Below are 19645 nucleotides of genomic sequence, written 5' to 3'. Positions count from 1 at the left end.
AAGAGATTAAAACAAAGTAATACCTAATGCCTTGTCTAAGATTTGTTCTAACTCATCAAATTTTGCTTCTAAAGAAGATGAATTAGAAATTTTATTTTTAGATTGAATAATATCTGCTGTGGTTTGTATTGCAATCATTGATAAAAAGTCTTGCTTATCTCTGGTAAGCAATGTTTTTTGATACTCTGATATTTTATCATTTATTTCTTTCGCAGCTTGTCGTACAAAGCTTTCTTCATCAGCAGAAACTTTTAGTTTATAAGGTCTGCCTGCTACTATGATATTGATATTGCTTGCCTGTGCCACTACTGATTTATTTTTTCTAAAATTTTATCTATTGAAGAAATACAAACTAGCATTTCTTCTTTTAGTTTTAGGTTGTTGGTATTTGCTGTATTCTCTATTTTCTTTTGTTCTTGTAAATTATTTATTATCTGTCTTAAATTTGTATTTTCTTTATTTCTTTCGTTAATAATATTTTCTAGTTCTGTTATTTTATCTTTTAGTTCTTGTACGTTGTTATTTGTTAATAATGTACTATTTTCTTTATTTAATATATTATTTTGATGTTCTAAAGATACAATTTTATTTTGTAAATTCAACTCAACATCTTCTAATTTCTTATTTTTCTCAATAAGAAGATTTACTTTATTAACGATTCTATTCCACTTTTCGTCTAACTTGCTCATTACCTTAAAACTGCATTAAATTCTTTAGCGTAGGCTTCAATTAATTTATTCATTATGCTATCTATATCTTTATCTATCAATGTTTTACTGTCATCATTAAAAGTAAAACTTAAAGCATATGATTTTTGGTTTTTATCCATTTGTTCGTCTGTATATACATCAAAGATATCAATTTCTTTTAATAATTGTTTAGAAATTTTTTGTGCTGTATTTTTTAAATCTAAAAATCTAACTTCTTTGTTAATTAGCAATGCTAAATCTCTTTTTACACTTGGATATTTTGAAACTGGCTTATATGTGATTTTGTTTTTTTGGTATATATCTATAATTTTCAGCCAGTTAATCTCTGCATAGTAAACTTCTGATTTTATGCTGAAGAAATTAGTCCATTTGCTACTTACTTTTCCAAAACTTGCTAATTCGACTCCTTTTTTCATATAGCTAATACCATATTCGTAGTAGTTTGAGGTTGTTTCTATCAATTCATCATACTCAATAGCAAATTTTTGGAAAATCATATCAACTATTGATTTTATGTCGTAGAAATCTGATTTTATGGCATTGGATTTCCAATTTTGCTGTCTTGTATTACCTACAATACAATTTACAAGCAACTCATTTTCAGCATACTTATCATTATATTTGTGGTATGTTTTACCTAATTCAAATATTTTTAAGTCAGAATTTTTATGATTTAGATTGTATGCAATAGTTTCTAAAGTAGAAAACAACATATTGTTGCGCATAGTATCTAATTCTACATTGATGGAACTCAATAAATACACCCAATTTTCTTGATTATCAGAAAGTTGTTGTAACCATTTTGATTTTGTCAATGGATTTGTCATCACTTCAGCGTATCCAAGATTAGATAGAAAGTTTGCAACTGAATTGTAAATTTGTTCATTGTCTTTCTGTTCCACAAAGTTTGGAGCTGCATTTACTTTGCTTGGAATTGGTACATTGTTAAATCCATAAATGCGAAGAATTTCTTCAATTACATCTACATCTCTAAGTACATCAACTCTATAGTTTGGTACATATAATTTATTAATTTCTTGAGTTTTATCTATTTTTATATCAAGTAGTGATAAAATAGTATAAATATCTTCATTTGAAATGCTATGTCCAATTAATTCTCTTACTCTATTTGGATTAAATTCTACTTCAAATGGCATGAATGTTTTATGCTCGATTTTAAAAACATGTGATGTTACTTTTATCTGATTATCAATCAACATTAGTAATTCAACTGCTCTATGTAATGCTTTTTCTGTAAAATCTGGATCAATGCCTTTTTCAAAATGAACTGCTGCTTCTGTTCTTAGTTGATGTGCTGTTGATGTTTTTCTGATAGATTTTGGATTAAAATATGCACTTTCTAGAAATATTGCTTTTGTTGTTGATTTTACGCCAGAATCTAAACCACCATAAACACCAGCAATACACATCGGATTTTGTGCATTACAAATCATCAAATCTGTTGCGAATAATTTTACATCTTGATTGTCTAAAGTTTTAAAAACTGTATTTGCTGCAACATTCTTTACAATAATTTCGTTGCCAATGCACGCTTCTAAATCAAAAGCGTGCAATGGTTGTCCATATTCATGCAATACATAATTGGTAACATCTACGATATTGTTTATAGACTTTTGCCCAATAGCTGTTAATCTATTTTTAACCATTGTGGTGATTCGCCAACTGTAATATTGTCAATCGTTACTCCAAAATACTTAAAACAATCTTCTTTGTTATCTACATTTATTTTAAAGTTATGCTTATTATCAGTTGCGTTATCTATCTTATAATCAGTAATTTTTAGTATACCATCTTTTTTATATCTAAAATTGTATCTTAAACAAATCTCTTGCTACGCCAATATGTGAGTGTGCATCTGAACGGTTTGGTGTTAATCCTATTTCGAAAATAACATCATTGTACACGTCATAAATACTTGAAGCTGGAATACCAATTTCTGTGTTGCTTGGCAATACTATAATTCCATCATGACTAATACCTATTCCAATTTCATCTTCAGCACATATCATTCCGAATGATTCTATACCTCTGATTTTTGCTTTTTTAATTGCAAATGCATCGCCTGTTTTTGGATATAATGTTGTGCCAACCAACGCAACAATTACTTTTTGTCCTGATGCAACATTTGGTGCACCACATACAATTTGTAAAACTTCATTACCTGCATTTACTTTACATACTGAAAGTTTGTCGGCATCTGGATGTTTTTCTTTCTCAATTACCTCACCTACTACCAAACCATCTAATCCACCTTTTACAGATTCATATGTTTCTACACTTTCAACTTCCAATCCAATATCTGTCAATAATTTACTTATTTCATCTACAGATAGTTCTATATCAATATAATCTTTAATCCAATTTAGTGATACTCTCATTCTATTTAATATTATTTTTATATAATTAAAAAAATATACTTATCTATTCAAATACAACTTTAATTATTTATTACAAAAGTACACATTTAGTACAAAAAGAGAATACTGAAAAAATTATTATTGTGTAAATACATATATTTATACAATATCATATATTAATTGCATCAAATTATTTAGTTTAATTTTTTTGAAATGATTACAAATAACTAAAAAAGTTTTTATCTTAGTGCATTATGATACTAGACTTCGATAAAATTAGAGTAAAATTCAATTTGTACAATCACAGACCAAGAGTTTTTACGTGGCCAATATTTGGAACATTGTTATTTTCAGTCTTGTTATTTATTATTTATAAAATAAATCAATACATAACAATTTGGGATAAATACAAACAAGCTGGTGGTAATGCGACAGAATTTTGTGAAGTAAATAGATTTGACCAACTAATAGTGCAACCATCAAATACATGGTCTAATATTGGGTTTATTATTTCAGCATTAATCATTTTGAGTATTGCAAAAAACGACAGGAAGTATTATGAAAGAAGTAGTGTAAACAATCTACTTGCAAGATATCCTGGATTTAGTTATTTAAGTGGTTTTGCATTATTGTATTTAGGCTTGGGTAGTTTTCTTTATCATGCAAGCTTGACTCATTTTTTCCAAAAAATAGATCAAACTGGTATGTATTTTGTATTGATAAGTGCAACAGCATATAACATGTATAAATTATTTCCAAAAATAAGATATAAAAAACAGCTATTTAGTTCGCATAAATTTATAATAGTATGTTCATCATTATTAATGCTCGCATTCTTTTTGTACTTATGGAAGCTACCAATCAATATAATTTTTCCATTAATGGTAATTTTATTTTTCGTTACAAACTTTATTGTACAAACTAAAGTTGAACATAGTGTACCTATCAAAGCATTTTTGCAAACATCTTTTATTACATTGCTTTTATCCTATACACTTTGGGTTTTAGATAGAACCAGTTTACTATGCTCACCAACAAGTCCTTTCCAAGGACATGCTTTATGGCATATTCTAAATTCTGTAAGTATATTATTGGTATATTTATATTATAGAAGTGAAGTATACTTACCTGAAGAAATTATCAATGAAGAAAAAAACTAATAATATGAATAAATTACAAATTTCATTATTTAGCTTAATAACACTAATTAGCTTTAATTCATGTGAAGCATTAGCAAACATACAACAGAGTCAACAAAGTAGTTCATCTACTACCACCACCACTACCACAAACAACGACAGAAGTAAACAAATTGTACTACCAAGTAATGTTGACAGAAATAAAACTACAGCACAATTACCAGCACAAAGTATAGACTATGAAATGCTAGCTTATGGTGAAAGATATAGAGATAATATTTTTACTGATATACAAGTTAGTACAGAATATTATGCAAAAAATGTAAAGGATTTTGAAGGAAATACAAAAAACTTAGTAGTTGATATTATTTCTGCTAAAAATGATGTAGAAAAAAACAGACCATGTATTGTATATATTTATGGTGGTGGTTTTTCTATGAAAGTTGATGATGGCATGCAAGAAATTTGTAAGAGTATGGCACTAAAAGGATATGTAGTTGCTGCTATAGATTATAGACTTGGATTTTACAACTCAAATTTAGCAGTTCAATGTAAAGCTGACTTTTATGAAGGATTTTTATTAGCAGAACTAAGAGCTGCACAAGATGCAATTGCTGCTGTAAAATATTTAAAAGCAAATGCAAGTAGATTAGGCATCAATCCAGATATGATAATAATAGGTGGACAAAGTGCTGGTGCTATTACTGCGTTAGATGTAGCATATTATGATAACAATGAAACAGATGCTGCATTTATCAATAAAGTAGGTGGAAGTTTAGATGCTACGACTAGCCAAGCAAACATAAATATTAAAAAGAATGTAGCTGGTGTTTTTTCATTATCTGGAGCAATAACAAATCCTACTATTTTAAACAATCCGAACAATACTCCAACATTTTTGGTAAATGGCACTTGTGATGAATTTATATATACTGAAAGTGGCGCAGCATATAAATGCGATGCAAAAGCTACTACAAATATTAAATATCCAACTATGTATGCTCCAGATTATATTTATAGAACATTAAAAAGCAAGAACAATCCAACATTTTATATAGAAGTTTGTCAGAGTGGACATGCAATGAACAATTGGAGCTACCAAAATGTAGTTGATTGGGTAACTTCATTTACTTATGCAGTAATCAAAAACAAATTCAAAACAGGAAACGTTACAGTGTTTCCTGATAAAACAACATGTTCTCTAGATTGCAAATAAGCTTATTTCCAAGTGTGCATTAGCAACCATTGGTTATAGTAATGTACCTTATCATCTGCAATCTGAGCAGCATTATATTTTAATTCATTACATAGAACATCTGCTAGCTGATTTACAAATGCTTCATCATATACTTTCATTTGATAAGAAATTAATGTTCTGCGAGTAAGTAAATCATCAAGTTTTATTGCAAACTGGTATCTAATAAAAAATATAAATTCGGCAATAGTATATGGATAATTTTCTAATTGTTGATTGATACTATTATCTTGATATTCTGCAATAATATTTGCAATTAAGGTTGCATTTTTTATACCATATCTTTCTTTGTATTGATCTATTAAACTTATGAGTTTTACTTCATCAGTTTGGATAGTATGTATTTTATATTTTTCATCAATGGTATTTAAAACGCTATCAGCCATCGATAGAAATGATGTTAATTTACCACCAGAAATTGTAATCATATTTTTGTTATTCCACCAAACTTGATAATCTCTTGAACGCTTATTGCTTTTTTTGTCTTCATCTTCATCGTTAATTAATGGTCTTAAACCTGCATAAACACTTAGAATATCATCTTCAGTAAGTTGTTTTTCTCTTAATTGTGCATTTACACTATCTAAAATATACTTTACTTCATCATGTTGTACCTTTAGATTTTCTTTCCCTTCTAAATAGTCAGTATCTGTTGTACCAACAACATTCAAATTATCTTCCCAAGGCATACACCAAATAAACCTTCCATCGCCATTTGCTGTTGGGAATAACATTACAGCATCTTTAGGCAAATGATCTGCATGCACAATTAGATGCACACCTTTGCTAGGTGCCATATATTTTTTGCATCATTAGGATTGTATTTTCTGATTGTTTCACCAGTCCAGATGCCAGTTGCGTTGATAAAAATTTTTGCATGTACTGCATATTGATTTTTTGTATTCTCATCAACACACAATATGCTTTTTATTTTTTCATTTTGATATCCAAATTCTACACAAGTAAAATAATTAATTGCAACTGCACCTAAATCTTTTGCTTCTTGTATTACTTCATTTGTTAGTCTTGCATCATTTGTTTTTGCATCATAATATATAAAACCACCAACCATGCTATCGCTTTTTATTGATGGAAATCTTTGTTTGATATCTTCTAAGTCTATTTCCGCATGTTTTGGCATACTACTACTACCACTCAAATAATCATATCCAGACAAACCAATGGCAAGTTTTAGTTTGCTTAATTTTGATTTATAAATAGGCATAAAAAATGGCTGTGGCTTTACCAAATGTGGATATTCTTTCAATAAGTGTTCGCGTTCATGCAATGCTTCTTTTACTAATGATATTTGTAATTGCTGTAAATATCTCAATCCACCATGTATCATTTTTGCTGAGCGAGAACTTGTGCCTGATGCAAAATCATTTTTATCAATGATTAAAGTTTTCCATCCGCGTTTTGCTGCGGCAAGAGCAATTCCTGCGCCAGTAATTCCACCACCAATAATTACTACATCAAACAATTCTGTTGATGCGCTTAGGATATTTTGTGCTCTTGACATTTATATTTAAGAATAATTTATCTACGTGAATAATTTGCCTGGATTTAATATTCCATTTGGGTCAATGATTTTTTTAATTGACCTTAATACATTTATAGCAACTGGATCGGCAGTTTTTAAATACCACTTTTTATGATCAACACCAACACTATGATGGTGTGAAACAGAGCCATTATTTTGAACAATAGTATTGGTTACTAACTCTTTTATTTCTGTCCATTGTTCTATTTCAGAATTTCTGTGCATTGGTGTTAATAGTGTAAAATACATACATGCTGCATTTGCATATATATGTGATATGTGTGCTAAGAATATGCCTTGTTCTTTATTAAATGCTTTAGATTTTTTTAAGGCATTGGTTAATGCGGCATGCATTTTATTTACATCTTTCCAATGGACTAATGTTTCCATTGTGTCTATATAAATTCCGTGTTCTACGAATGTATCACGCAAATATGGTGTTTTAAATCTATTTTCTGCCCACTTCTCTCCTATTACTGATGGCGCAACCATTCCTCCAAACTTTTCGATACTATTTTTAACATACATAATTGGTGCAGAAACACTATACTCATGTTGCACAAATCTCATAATCAATACACATGGTTCATCTAAATTTTTCCATTTTAGAATATATTTTTGAAGTTCTTTTTTTAGATTATCAAAAACTGTTGGCTCTGCATGTTCGTTAGATAGTTTTGAAAAAAGCATTGTTTCTTTTGCATCAGAAAGTCTAACCACAGATGGTTTAATATCATTTTGTGCAATATGCTGTAAAAATTTATTTCCTGTTTCAAAATTTGGAAATAAAGCAGTAACCCATCTATAATTTTTTGGAAGTTTCTTTATTTTTATTTTTACTTCAGATACAACACCAAAAGTACCTTCGCTACCCACAAATAGTTGCAATAGATTAATTCCAGATGCATCGTGTGTGTAATCATTTGAGTATAGTGTTCCAATTGGCGTTACAACTCTAATTTGCTCTACTAAATCTTCGATTTTCCCATAATAAGATGACTCTTGCCCAGCACTTCGTGTTACAATCCATCCACCTAATGTAGAATATTCAAATGATTGAGGGAAATGTCCTAATGTATAATCTTGTTCATTTAAAATTTTCTCTAATTCTGGACCTAAAATTCCTGCTTGAAATGTGGCTGTAAAGTGGTCGTGGTCAATTTGGATTAATTTATTATAATTTGTAAGATTAATTGCACATGTAATATCTGACTTTAGTTGTTGTGCTGACATTGTAAGTGCACCTACAACATTTGTTCCACCACCAATTGGAATAATCTTTACATGATTATCATTTGCTTGCTTAATTATGTATTCAATTTCCTCGTGTGTAGTTGGTGTTAAAACGACATCTGGAGTAACTATATTATTGTCTTTTACAATTCTAATTACATCGTAATAACTTTTTCCGAGCGCAACCTTCAATCTATCGTCTTCTTTAAAACTTATTTTTTTTGATGCTAGACTTGCAAAAATATCTTTTATGGTTTCTTTCTTTTTTTCAGAAACTACATCTATACTAAATTTATTTGGTGGTGAATACTCATGTTTAAAGTTTGTTTTCCATAAATCTTCTAGGTATGCTTTTGCTTTTGGATAATCATTTATATGTTTAAATTCGTTTGAATTGCCCCATTTCCACCAATCTTTATTCATAAATTAAATTTTATTTTATAACATTTATATTTAGTATCAAAAATACAAAAAAAACAATTCATTTGATGGAAAGAAATCATCTTGTTTATTCTAAAATGATTCATGTGCTCATATAAATAATTATAATCTTCAATCTAATATATAAATCAAGTCTGGCATAAATTTTGTAAAAAACTTTAATATTAAAACAAATTCATTAAATTAGTAAAATAATTCTTTTTATGAATAAAATACATCTATTGCTTATCGCTATTTTCTTTAGCATATCTATTTCAAAATCAGAAGATAAATTTGAATATAAACAATCCTCAATTAAAATTGAACATATTACTTCAGACACATTGGATAATTTAATTGCAAAGAGTGGAAAAAAAGCATTTCTACAAAAATTAGATTCAAATATTTCAAAATTAACATATCAAATAAAATTTTCAACACAAAATACAAGAAACGAGAAAGTTGCATTTCAAATTATTGGATTAAACCAACATTTCAATCTAAAAATTGATTCATTTTTAGTGTTCCCTCAAATAATCGACAAACTAAACAAAGGTATAGATAGAGTATATGGAACAATGCTAGGCAATACAAAAGAAGGAATTCTATTTATAGAAGAAGCAAAAAAAAATAAAATTGATTTTAATAAGGTTTTTGTAAATGATGTTTACAAAACAGAAGTAAGAAATGGATTCTATATTTTTTGTAATTATGCGGATGCAATAAAAGAATCATCTTTAGATACATTTTATAAAGCAGCATTAATATATCCTAATAATATACGAAATGAGTTTTACTATGCATTAGCTGAGTTTGATAGAAACTGTGGAAATGAAATAAACAATTCTAAATATTATAAAGACCTTTTATATAACAAAATGAAAGAAGATATGTCTTTAGAAAATGCACTAACTGATACTACTCAATTAAACTCAATGAATGCATCAAAATTTTCACTAACTGATAAATATCGTTTTTTTGCTTATAGTTTGTATGCTAAGAATTTTGATATTAAAAACAATCAAAAGGAAGTCATTTATTTTTTATCTAGTCAAAATAAAGTAGATGGCGGTTTTAAAGAATATAATTTAGATTCTAACTCTAAAGAATCCAAAAGTAAAATTGAACCAACATTTTATGCATTTTGGGCACTTTTAGAACTTAGAGAACAGATTAATGCTCTATATCCTGATAAGTAGAAATTAAAGAATACCTTTTATTCTATAGTTCGTGCTTTGGTGCGTCTATTTTCTTGTCTTCTTTGTATGCTTTCATTACTGCTTCTGCTACCCTATCTGCAACTCCAAAGTCTAAAGCATTTGGAATAATACAATCTCTTTCTACATTTTCTACACATTCTGCAATGGCATATGCTGCAGCAATTTTCATTCTATTTGTTATTCTTCTAGCTCTTACTGCCAATGCTCCTTTGAAAGTTCCAGGAAATGCTAAGACATTATTCACTTGGTTGGGCAAATCGCTTCTGCCTGTACCTACAACACCTGGGCCGCCTTTGTACGCCAAATCTGGAGAAATTTCTGGTGTTGGATTTGCTAATGCTAATATAATAGGATTTTCAGCCATAGTCGTAATATCTTCAGAACTTAAAATATTACCTTGACTAACGCCGATAAAAACATCTGCATCTTTGATGGCATCTTTGAGTGTGCCTTTTATTTTGCTTTTATTGGTATATTTTAATACGTCTCTTTTTATATCATTCAAATCTGGGCGTCCACTGTGTATTATTCCTTTGGTATCACACATTATGATTTCACGTACTGGTGTGCACACATCTGATTCTAAATCGTTGCAAGAAATTAATTTTGTGATTGCCAAACCTGCTGCACCTGCGCCATTTATAACTACCTTTAGACTTCCGAAATCTTTTTTGAATAGTTTACATGCATTGAATAATGCTGCCAATGCTACAATTGCTGTTCCATGTTGGTCATCGTGAAATACTGGAATACCTAATGTTTGTAGCCTATCTTCTATTTCGAAACAACGTGGTGATGAAATATCTTCTAAGTTGATACCACCAAATACAGGTGCAATATTTGTAATTGTTCGAATTATTTCTTCTGTGTCTTGTGTTGCCAAACAAATTGGGAATGCATTTAAGCCTGCAAATCTTTTAAATAACATTGCTTTTCCTTCCATCACTGGAATTGATGCTTCTGCACCTAAATTTCCTAAACCTAAAATAGCTGAACCATCTGATATGATGGCTACTGTATTGCTTTTTATGGTTAAATCCCAAACTTTTTCTTCATCATTTGCAATTTGTCTAACTGGCTCTGCAACACCTGGTGAGTAGCAAAGTGTTAAATCATTTTTATTATCTAATGGAGTTTTTAGCTCTACTGTTATTTTACCTTCTAATTTTTCGTGTAAGGCTAATGATTCTCTAGAATAATCTTTCATATTATATCCACTGATTAAGTTTATTTTTTAAATCTTCTGTCCAAGGTTTTGATTTTCCTGTTTTTGGGTCTGTGCTTACAATTACACCTTCTCCATGTGCAAAAATGATATTTTTTGCTGTACTTTTTACTACATGATGCACATGCATGCTTGAGTTACCTATCTGTTTGATAGCCACTCCTATTTCAATTTCTTCTGGGTATACAATTTCATGTGCATAATTGCATTCTAATTTCACAACTACAATTCTTACATCATCATTATTAAAATCTTTCCATAAATTGGTTTGTGTAAAGAAGTTTATTCTAGCACTTTCAAAGTATCTAAAGTAAATTACATTGTTGATGTGTCCGAATGCATCCATTTCGCCCCAAAGTACATTTTGTTTTAAAATATAAGGAAATTTAAGTGTATGAAGGAAATCAAGATTACTCATTATCAAATTTAAGAATTGACTATCAATATTTCTGTTTTAATGTTTTATATTTTAGTTATGAATAATGTATTGTATTCATTTTATGCAATATTCAAAAAACTTTTCATGGTATTAAAAACACGTTCTGTTTCCAAGTTTAGACTAAAATGTCCACCTTCAATTTGAATATATGATTCATCTGGTGGTGCTACTATCTTGTCTTTGATATTATGAATTCTTAATGGATTTGGCTTGTTCGATTTTATTTTTGGTGCATAATTCATCTCAACCATTAATGCCAATTGAAGATTTGTAAAATTATCGAAGTTATCTACTATATGTGATTGTACTTCGCGTATGCGTTTGTCTTTGATTTTACTTAATAAATTATTTTTGACTTGAGGTAGTTTTACTAAGCCAGTGATTATTGATAATTGTGTAAATCTGGTGAAATTTGGAAACATATGTATGACTTTAGCTGGGTCGTTGAATGAGGCAATCATACATATTTCATTGTTTTGTATTTCTCTAATTTGGAATGAAAAATATCCACCCATTGAGTGTCCAATTAATTTATCATTTGGTTGAATATTGTATTCTTTTATTAGTTCTTTTGCAAATCGTTCTACTGTAATAAATGGAAAGATGAATTTATTTAATGCATTTCTATATTCTACATCTATCAATTCAAAAGCAGACAAGTATGGTTTTAATTCATTAAACACAAATGCATCTTCGCCGAATCCTGGTAGTAAAAATATTTTTGTTTTCATATGCTTATAAACAATTACGAAGATAATAGATTAAAATAAAATTGCCACTACATAAATGCAATGGCAACTAATAAAAAAAATCATGTATAACTATTTTGTAACTACCTTCACCGTATAGCTACCTGTATTTTCATCATTGTATACTGTTTCGTATATACTTAGATATAAAGTTCCACTCTCTTCAATTTCAATTATTGATTTAGAACCAACTTTTTGCTCTGTGCCATCTTCGCCAATTTTATAAACAAGTGCTCCATATGGTATATCTGCTTCAGCATCGTATGCACTGTCTTCTTTTCCACCTATGAAGCCATCTGGTCCATAAATTCCACCTGATAAACTTTTTAAAACTATTTTTCCAGAAGCTGAGATTGTAATCTTATCGCCAGCTTTTACTTTGATTCCTGTATTTAACCAACCATCTTCATCTTCATTTCCAGTAATATGTTTGCTTGCTTTTAGTTTAAAAACATTATCACCTAATGAAACATTATCATCTAATACTGATAATTCTATAGAACTTATATTTTCTCTTTTTAAGTTTAATGTGCCATAGTTGCTTAATAGTTGTATTTCATTCAAAGAAATAGTTCCTTCAACTTTGTTATCTAAATCAAATTCAACAACGTCATTTATTGATGCACCATACTCAAGATCAGCTTTATCGTATAAATTGTCTAATAATTTTTCTATAGAATGGTCATAATTGTCTGAAATTTGGTAGTTATTATTCTCAGTATAAGATTTCACAATGCTAAGAATTGATGGCCCCATATTTAGTAAATTTTTATAAATAGTTTCTGCTTCTTTAGAACTTGCCATTTGTAATTTCTTTAACTCTAATTGTACAGCAGTTTCTTTTGATTTGTCTGTAATGATGCCTAATTCTATGTTTGTAATATTTTCTGCAGGAATATTTAATTCTCCATAAGCTGTTTCAACATTCAGTTTAGTCAGTGTTGTTTTTCCTGAAATAACATCGCCGTTTTTCATAGTTGCAGTAATCATAAAATTACTTGAAAATGCACTAATACCAACAAAAAGTAAAAGCGCGACAAAGATAGATCTGATTGATTTCATGTGATTGTAAATTATTTTAGAACAATATTCGTCAATAAAAAATTAATCGCAAAATAATAATTTGTATTTTAACAATTATTAGTAGTTGATGTTTTTACTGTATTTACAAAATCTAGAAATGGTGGTTCATCAGCAACTGAATCGTATTTGAATTGTTTCACGACTATTGCATCTTTAATCAAAAAAACACCAGGCATTTGAAATACATCTGTTCCTTCTGATGATGAAATGAATAATTTTTCTGATATCCATAAAGAAATACCTTTTACAAAAACTTTAAACCCAAATAGTTGCTTAAATTTTCCTCTATTTAGTTTAAATGCTTTGTATAGCATTGCTTCTTCATCAGATACATAATCTAAATCATACAAATCAAAGTCTTGTAAATGTTTTGCTGCTTGATTTTCCGGCAACATATTTACCAAAACAATTTTTACATTATGCTCAGAAAAATTTTGCTGTAAAACTTGTATTTTATTTAAAGTACTCTTGCAAAATGTGCAGCCAAAATGTCTGAGAAAAACTAATAAAATAGGTTGTTGAAAGGATATTTCTGATAGATTGTTTCCTTTATTTGTTGTGTAATATTTTAAAAAATTATCATCTGCACATTCTTGCAAATACACCAATTCATTATCTAATAATTCTTCGTGTTTGTATGCATTATATAGTATTAATAAAAATGGTAATATCCAAATAAAATCATTAATAAATACCATTCTAAAAATAACTTGTGGTTCATTATTGGCATAATAATAATAGATAAATCCAACAACCATACATACTTTTATAATAAATCCAATCAAAACTATTTGCCAATTTCTAATAGGATTTCTGTATGCTAATAAATATGCAAACCCTAATGCAAATTCGTACAAACCTATTGTTTGAAATAATTCTGGATAAATTGGATAATTTAATGCTGCAAAACTAAACCAAAACTTTGGGAAAAATATTGCAGAAATTCCCCATAGAATTCCATATATGCCTGCAAAAAACAATATTATTTTAAAGACTTCTGAATTCCTATTAAAGATTAGTTTCATAACTACCTATAACATATAATTTAATAAAAAGTTTATAGAAACTTCATTTTTCTAATTTGCTTATGCAAACTTATTTTTTCAATATCTATCATAAATGAAATACGTTGACCTAATTTTGGTCTATAAGTTTTGTATAATTCTTTTACTTCTTTTGATACTAAGAATGGAATATAAAACTCAACACCACGATTGAAGAAACTAAACATCAAACCCAAGTCGTAATGAAATTTATTATATGGTAAATTTTGTATTGTATTTATTTGCTTATCTGAACTATAACCAAAGTCCATAAAAAGTTTTATTGGCACATATTGAATCGGAAAATCTGCAACAATATTTAATGCCATCAAATAATTTACAGTTCTTCCTTCTTGATAACTTTGAATAGGTGGCGAAATCATTTTCATATTTCCATCACTTGATGATATTTGATTTGATGCAAATCCATCTATATTGTTTCTACCAAAGTATAAATTATCATATTTATAATCATTAATTCCTGTTGTACCACTCAAAGTAAAACCATAATTTGGATATAATCTTGGTCTGAACTGACTATTTCTGTACAAAAATGTTCCTGTAAAAAATCTCAAATGCAAGCCAGAATTGTATTTTTTCATTCTATAGTTGATAAATGAATTTACTTCAAAACTCAATTTTCCAAATTGTTTAGCCTGTTCAAATTTCACACTTGCAGAAAATGGAAAATTCTTATTTTTAAATTGAAACATATAGCGAAATTCATTTGCATAAAATTTCTTGACTGTAGAGTCTTCATTATGATTAAAACCTAAATTATAATATCTTACTTGTTCAAATATTAAATTTGAACGAAAAGATAAAATATGAGTCATTGATGAATTTTTAGTAGAAAACAATTTCAGTTCAAGACTTGGCTTTACTGCATAAAACTTTTTTATATTTGGTTGATTTGCATAACTAAATGATTTAAAATTGGTTCCAATTTTAATTTGATTTAGCACAGGATGTTCTGGAAAAATAGAATACGCTACATCAGCAATTCCATTTACTTTTTTACTTTTTATACCGTACAACAAAACGCCTGTAAAATCTACATTTTTAACAGGTTGTTTTAAATTTATTAAAGCAGCACCAACTTGCACACCATCATATTTATTGCCAGCAATTATTGGCATTGCCATTGGGAAATCCATATTTTTTTTATCAATCCAATGTAGATATTTCTGTTGTACTTTATATAATTTTGGATATTTTGCAACAGAATCTGTGTTTTCTTCTGCGTTTGCATTAATTGTCAGACAAAAAATCAAGAATATGTGAATAACTATTTGATAAATTTTCATTAACAAAGTTTAATTTAAAGATACAATTTTAACCGTAACTTTGTAATATATGGATTATTTTGATTTTAATGATAATTTATTTGCATCTGAGCTTATTCAACAATTTGAAGATGCATTGAGTAAAAATAATAATGTTTTTTTGATCAAGACGATTTTGAGACCATAATAGATTATTATGAAGACTTAGGAGAATTTAACAAAGCATTACAAGCAACTGAAAAAGCATTAGAGCAACATCCTTTTTCTGCTGAAATAGTATTAAGACAAGCATACTTAGAGTTTCAATTAAAAGACAGTGAAAAAGCATTACAATTAATTGAAAAATCTTTGGCATTAGATGCATCTGAAGTTGGTGCATTATTATTAAAAGCAGAAATCTACTCATCACAATCAAAATATGATGATGCCATAGATATACTAAGAAAACTTGAATACGAAGCTGACCCAGAAACAATTGAAGATGTGTATTTGCAATTCTGTGATACTTATGAAGATTGTTCTAATTACAACGAAGTATTTAGATATCTCATAAAATGTTTAGAATTTAATAGTGATAATGATGAAGCAATAAGTAGAATAAATTATTGCACCGAAATTTTACAAAACTACCAAGAAAGTATAAATTTTCATACCAAATTTATAGATAAAAATCCGTACAACTATCTTGCGTGGTACAATTTAGGTTGTGCATACAAAGGCACTAACGATATTCCAAAAGCAATTGAAGCATTAGAGTTTGCCATTGCAATTACAAGTGAATTTGATTTCATTTATATTGAATTAATTGAATTACTTATTAAGAAAAATGACATTACAAAAGCACTAGAAAATATCAATGAACTTTGCGAACATTTTGAAGCAGATGATGAAGTATATTTACTACAAGGTGAATGTTATAATGTTCAGAAGAACTACAAAATGGCGCGATACTATTATAGAAAAGCATTGCACCAAAATCCAAGTTCTAGTGAAGTGTACTTTAAAATAGGCGAAACATATAAGAAAGAAAAAAATTGGGAACAAGCTTATCAATCATTTCAGAAAGCAAAAGATTTAGAAGACGAACAATATGAATTTTGCATTGCATTGGCAGAAGCAGCTTTAGAAATTAATGAAATAGAAGCAGGAATTGATGCATGCCAAACAGCAATTGATATTTTTGTAAAAAGAGATGAAGCCTATTTTGTTTTGGCAAAAACTTTTTGCTACGCAGGCGATTTAGAAACAGCAGAAGAAATATTAACCAATGGAATTAATGTTTGCAAATATACTGTAGATTTAGAAGTTGCATTAGCAATTGTATATTATTTACAAAGAAAAATTAAAGAAGCAGAAATAAGATTACAACAACTAATTGCAGAGCATCCAGAAAAAATAGATTTGATATTTAATTTTCATCAATCATTAGAAGATGACGAAGATTTAAAATCAATATTATTAATATAATTTCATCCACATTTTATAACACAACATGAATCAATATGGTTTAATTGGATATCCTTTGTCTCATTCATTCTCAAAAGGATATTTTGCAGAAAAATTTATTAGAGAAAACATTGCAAATTCAAATTACGACACCTTCCCTATTGAAAAAATTGAAGACTTTGAGCAATTATGTCAACAAAATAATTTCAAAGGATTGAATGTTACGATACCATATAAACAAAGTATAATTCCATTTTTAGATGAGCTAAATGAAGATGCACAAAAATTGGTGCAGTAAATACAATAAAGTTCATTGATAATAAAAAAATTGGTTACAATTCAGATGTTTATGGTTTTGAATATAGTCTTTTACCATTTTTAAAAACGCATCACAAACAAGCATTGATACTTGGAACTGGTGGCGCATCAAAAGCAGTAGAATATGTATTAAAAAAATTAAATATTCATTACAAATATGTATCAAGAATAGCAAATAATGATATAATTTCATATCAAGATATCAATGAAGAAATAATAAACACACATCATATTATCATCAACACGACACCACTTGGTATGTATCCAAATATTGATGCAGCACCAGAAATACCATATCAATATATTTCTGACAAACATCTTTTGTATGATTTAGTATACAATCCAGAAGAAACATTATTCTTAAAAAAAGGAAAAGAAAAAAATGCACAAACTAAAAACGGCTTAGAAATGTTGTATCTTCAAGCAGAAAGAAGTTGGCAAATTTGGAATGAATAGTACTAAAGTGCAACTTAAAAAAATCCATTTACAAACATGAAGAAAAAAGAAACAACTAATAAGAAAGAAAAATTACTTGTAGGTAATGAATTAATAGGTACAATAGATATTGTAAAAAGTGGCGATGGATTTGTAATTATTGATGACGTAAAAAAAGATATTTACATACATAAAAGCAATACAAATACAGCTTTTGATGGCGATACTGTAAAAGTAAAAAGAGTACACAATCCGAAATCTACAAAGAAAGAAGGTGTAGTCACTGAAATAATTAAAAGAAAAAGAACGCATTTTATTGGAATTGTAGATAAACAAAGTAATTTTTGTTTTGTAAGACCAGATTTAAACTCAATCAATGTAGATTTTTTTATTTCAAAAAAAGACGAACAGAATGTAAAACACAACGATAAAGTTGTTGTGCAATTTAAAGAATGGCGAAAAAAAGATAAAAATCCAACAGGAATAATTACAGAAGTACTTGGACAAGCTGGTGGCAATGATATAGAAATGCAATCTATTTTAATTGACAATGGATTCTTTACATCATTTCCAGAAGAAGTATTGAAAGAAGCTGAAGAAATAAGTATTAAAATATCAAATTCCGAAATTAAAAAAAGAAAAGACTTTAGAGATACATTAACAATTACTATTGATCCAGATGATGCTAAAGACTTTGATGATGCTATTTCATTCCAAAAAATCACGGATGATATTTTTCAAATAGGTGTTCACATTGCTGATGTCAGCCATTATATACAAGAAAACACAGCATTGGATGATGAAGCAATAAAAAGAGCAACTTCTGTGTATTTAGTAGATAGAGTAGCACCAATGTTTCCAGAACATATATCAAATATTGTGTGTTCACTTAGACCAAATGAAGACAAACTATGTTTTGCTGCCGTTTTTATGATTGACAAAAATGCAAAAATATTAGAAACATGGTACGGCAGAACAGTTATACATTCTAATAAAAGATTTACATACAATGAAGCACAAGAAGTAATTGAAGGTAAAAGCCAACTATATGCAGATGAAATTACTATACTAAATACTATTGCAAAAAAACTACGCAAAAATAGATTCAACAATGGTTCTATAAACTTTGATGCACCAGAAACAAAATTCAAATTAGATGAGCATGGAAAACCAATTGGCATTTTTGTAAAAGAAAGAAAAGATGCACATATGCTAATTGAAGAATTTATGTTGCTTGCAAACAGAAGCGTAGCACAATTTATTGGTAAAGAAAAAAATGCTACAGGCAAAGTTCCAATGGTGTACCGTATTCATGATATGCCAAACATGGAGAAGCTACAAGATTTTGCACTATTTGCAGCAAGATTTGGTTATAAAATACAATTTGACAATCCAAAGCAAATTGCTAGATCACTTAATATTTTAATGGAGAAAATACAAGGCACACCAGAGCAAAATGTATTAGAATCATTAGCAATAAGAAGTATGGCAAAAGCAATATACACGATTAAAAATATTGGGCATTATGGTTTAGGATTTGAGTTTTATACGCATTTTACATCACCAATTAGAAGATATCCAGATGTAATGGTACATAGATTACTACAAGCAATTTTGGAAGGAAAGAAATTGCCTGATGTAAAAGATATGGAACAAAATGTAAGCATAGTAGTGAACGTGAAAAGGCTGCTGCCGAAGCAGAACGCACATCAGTAAAATACAA

The 19645-nt window shown here is 28.6% G+C and carries 18 protein-coding genes and 1 pseudogene; 6 read left to right on the top strand and 13 right to left on the bottom strand.

Annotated elements, in window-relative coordinates; translation table 11 throughout:
* Positions 1-6: 6 nt before the first annotated feature.
* The 4 genes from IPK18_12695 to IPK18_12680 form a co-directional block, all read right to left on the bottom strand.
* The gene (locus IPK18_12695) at positions 7-306 is read right to left on the bottom strand and encodes a cell division protein ZapA (protein QQR97679.1); all 300 of its coding nucleotides are present in this window, start codon (positions 304-306) and stop codon (positions 7-9) included.
* Positions 306-689 carry a hypothetical protein gene (locus tag IPK18_12690; protein QQR97678.1) on the bottom strand — a complete coding sequence of 128 codons (384 nt, stop codon included), beginning with the start codon at positions 687-689 and terminating at the stop codon, positions 306-308. The genes IPK18_12695 and IPK18_12690 overlap by 1 nt, the downstream gene beginning before the upstream one ends.
* On the bottom strand, positions 689-2377 hold the full coding sequence (gene pheT / locus IPK18_12685) for a phenylalanine--tRNA ligase subunit beta (GenBank protein QQR97677.1): 1689 nt from the start codon (positions 2375-2377) through the stop codon (positions 689-691). The genes IPK18_12690 and pheT overlap by 1 nt, the downstream gene beginning before the upstream one ends.
* 156 nt (positions 2378-2533) lie before the next feature.
* Positions 2534-3109 (bottom strand): hypothetical protein, encoded by a 576-nt coding sequence (locus tag IPK18_12680; protein QQR97676.1) that lies wholly within the window; start codon positions 3107-3109, stop codon positions 2534-2536.
* A 233-nt stretch (positions 3110-3342) separates the two neighbouring features.
* Here IPK18_12680 and IPK18_12675 point away from each other — a divergent pair, with 233 nt between their 5' ends.
* Both IPK18_12675 and IPK18_12670 read left to right on the top strand, forming a co-directional pair.
* On the top strand, positions 3343-4248 hold the full coding sequence (locus IPK18_12675; GenBank protein ID QQR97675.1) for a ceramidase domain-containing protein: 906 nt from the start codon (positions 3343-3345) through the stop codon (positions 4246-4248).
* A 4-nt stretch (positions 4249-4252) separates the two neighbouring features.
* Positions 4253-5443, top strand: coding sequence for an alpha/beta hydrolase (locus IPK18_12670; GenBank protein ID QQR97674.1), 1191 nt, complete (start codon positions 4253-4255; stop codon positions 5441-5443).
* A gap of 2 nt (positions 5444-5445) precedes the next feature.
* Here IPK18_12670 and IPK18_12665 read toward each other — a convergent pair whose 3' ends face one another.
* The 3 genes from IPK18_12665 to IPK18_12655 are packed head-to-tail and all read right to left on the bottom strand — an operon-like array spanning position 5446 to position 8681.
* Positions 5446-6279, bottom strand: coding sequence for an FAD-dependent oxidoreductase (locus tag IPK18_12665; GenBank protein ID QQR97673.1), 834 nt, complete (start codon positions 6277-6279; stop codon positions 5446-5448).
* Entirely contained in the window at positions 6252-7004 is a 753-nt protein-coding gene (locus IPK18_12660) for an FAD-dependent oxidoreductase (GenBank protein ID QQR97672.1), read from the bottom strand. The genes IPK18_12665 and IPK18_12660 overlap by 28 nt, the downstream gene beginning before the upstream one ends.
* Positions 7005-7025: 21 nt before the next feature.
* Positions 7026-8681, bottom strand: coding sequence for an FAD-binding oxidoreductase (locus IPK18_12655; GenBank protein QQR97671.1), 1656 nt, complete (start codon positions 8679-8681; stop codon positions 7026-7028).
* Positions 8682-8902: 221 nt separating this feature from the next.
* On the opposite strand from IPK18_12655, the gene IPK18_12650 reads away from it, so the two are divergent.
* The gene (locus IPK18_12650) at positions 8903-9877 is read left to right on the top strand and encodes a hypothetical protein (protein QQR97670.1); all 975 of its coding nucleotides are present in this window, start codon (positions 8903-8905) and stop codon (positions 9875-9877) included.
* Positions 9878-9899: 22 nt separating this feature from the next.
* Here the strand turns inward: IPK18_12650 and IPK18_12645 are convergent, their stop codons facing one another.
* From IPK18_12645 to IPK18_12620, 6 genes are all read right to left on the bottom strand, one after another.
* Positions 9900-11105, bottom strand: coding sequence for an NADP-dependent malic enzyme (locus IPK18_12645; GenBank protein QQR97669.1), 1206 nt, complete (start codon positions 11103-11105; stop codon positions 9900-9902).
* A 1-nt stretch (position 11106) separates the two neighbouring features.
* Entirely contained in the window at positions 11107-11541 is a 435-nt protein-coding gene (locus tag IPK18_12640; GenBank protein QQR97668.1) for an acyl-CoA thioesterase, read from the bottom strand.
* A gap of 80 nt (positions 11542-11621) precedes the next feature.
* Positions 11622-12293, bottom strand: a complete 672-nt coding sequence (locus IPK18_12635) for a hypothetical protein (protein QQR97667.1) — start codon at positions 12291-12293, stop codon at positions 11622-11624.
* Positions 12294-12383: 90 nt separating this feature from the next.
* Positions 12384-13373, bottom strand: coding sequence for a hypothetical protein (locus IPK18_12630; GenBank protein QQR97666.1), 990 nt, complete (start codon positions 13371-13373; stop codon positions 12384-12386).
* A gap of 68 nt (positions 13374-13441) precedes the next feature.
* Positions 13442-14419 carry a redoxin domain-containing protein gene (locus tag IPK18_12625; protein ID QQR97665.1) on the bottom strand — a complete coding sequence of 326 codons (978 nt, stop codon included), beginning with the start codon at positions 14417-14419 and terminating at the stop codon, positions 13442-13444.
* A 32-nt stretch (positions 14420-14451) separates the two neighbouring features.
* The gene (locus IPK18_12620; GenBank protein QQR97664.1) at positions 14452-15744 is read right to left on the bottom strand and encodes a hypothetical protein; all 1293 of its coding nucleotides are present in this window, start codon (positions 15742-15744) and stop codon (positions 14452-14454) included.
* Positions 15745-16071: 327 nt separating this feature from the next.
* Here IPK18_12620 and IPK18_12615 point away from each other — a divergent pair, with 327 nt between their 5' ends.
* From IPK18_12615 to IPK18_12605, 3 genes and pseudogenes are all read left to right on the top strand, one after another.
* On the top strand, positions 16072-17190 hold the full coding sequence (locus IPK18_12615; GenBank protein ID QQR97663.1) for a tetratricopeptide repeat protein: 1119 nt from the start codon (positions 16072-16074) through the stop codon (positions 17188-17190).
* Between the two features lie 25 nt (positions 17191-17215).
* A pseudogene (gene aroE / locus IPK18_12610) lies at positions 17216-17943 on the top strand (shikimate dehydrogenase).
* 36 nt (positions 17944-17979) lie between these two features.
* Complete coding sequence (locus IPK18_12605; GenBank protein ID QQR97662.1) at positions 17980-19638, top strand: VacB/RNase II family 3'-5' exoribonuclease; 1659 nt, start codon at positions 17980-17982, stop codon at positions 19636-19638.
* Positions 19639-19645: the final 7 nt, after the last annotated feature.

It is taken from the genome of Sphingobacteriales bacterium (assembly GCA_016699615.1).
Lineage (GTDB): Bacteria > Bacteroidota > Bacteroidia > Chitinophagales > JADIYW01 > JADJSS01.
This window is presented reverse-complemented; position numbering and strand designations above follow the sequence as displayed.

Bases quoted from the DNA above. Each gene is read 5' to 3' on its own strand.
- IPK18_12690 (QQR97678.1), bottom strand. From the start codon at position 689: ATGAGCAAGTTAGACGAAAAGTGGAATAGAATCGTTAATAAAGTAAAT.
- pheT (QQR97677.1), bottom strand. From the start codon at position 2,377: ATGGTTAAAAATAGATTAACAGCTATTGGGCAAAAGTCTATAAACAAT.
- IPK18_12680 (QQR97676.1), bottom strand. From the start codon at position 3,109: ATGAGAGTATCACTAAATTGGATTAAAGATTATATTGATATAGAACTA.
- IPK18_12675 (QQR97675.1), top strand. From the start codon at position 3,343: ATGATACTAGACTTCGATAAAATTAGAGTAAAATTCAATTTGTACAAT.
- IPK18_12670 (QQR97674.1), top strand. From the start codon at position 4,253: ATGAATAAATTACAAATTTCATTATTTAGCTTAATAACACTAATTAGC.
- IPK18_12665 (QQR97673.1), bottom strand. From the start codon at position 6,279: ATGGCACCTAGCAAAGGTGTGCATCTAATTGTGCATGCAGATCATTTG.
- IPK18_12660 (QQR97672.1), bottom strand. From the start codon at position 7,004: ATGTCAAGAGCACAAAATATCCTAAGCGCATCAACAGAATTGTTTGAT.
- IPK18_12655 (QQR97671.1), bottom strand. From the start codon at position 8,681: ATGAATAAAGATTGGTGGAAATGGGGCAATTCAAACGAATTTAAACAT.
- IPK18_12650 (QQR97670.1), top strand. From the start codon at position 8,903: ATGAATAAAATACATCTATTGCTTATCGCTATTTTCTTTAGCATATCT.
- IPK18_12645 (QQR97669.1), bottom strand. From the start codon at position 11,105: ATGAAAGATTATTCTAGAGAATCATTAGCCTTACACGAAAAATTAGAA.
- IPK18_12640 (QQR97668.1), bottom strand. From the start codon at position 11,541: ATGAGTAATCTTGATTTCCTTCATACACTTAAATTTCCTTATATTTTA.
- IPK18_12635 (QQR97667.1), bottom strand. From the start codon at position 12,293: ATGAAAACAAAAATATTTTTACTACCAGGATTCGGCGAAGATGCATTT.
- IPK18_12630 (QQR97666.1), bottom strand. From the start codon at position 13,373: ATGAAATCAATCAGATCTATCTTTGTCGCGCTTTTACTTTTTGTTGGT.
- IPK18_12625 (QQR97665.1), bottom strand. From the start codon at position 14,419: ATGAAACTAATCTTTAATAGGAATTCAGAAGTCTTTAAAATAATATTG.
- IPK18_12620 (QQR97664.1), bottom strand. From the start codon at position 15,744: ATGAAAATTTATCAAATAGTTATTCACATATTCTTGATTTTTTGTCTG.
- IPK18_12605 (QQR97662.1), top strand. From the start codon at position 17,980: ATGAAGAAAAAAGAAACAACTAATAAGAAAGAAAAATTACTTGTAGGT.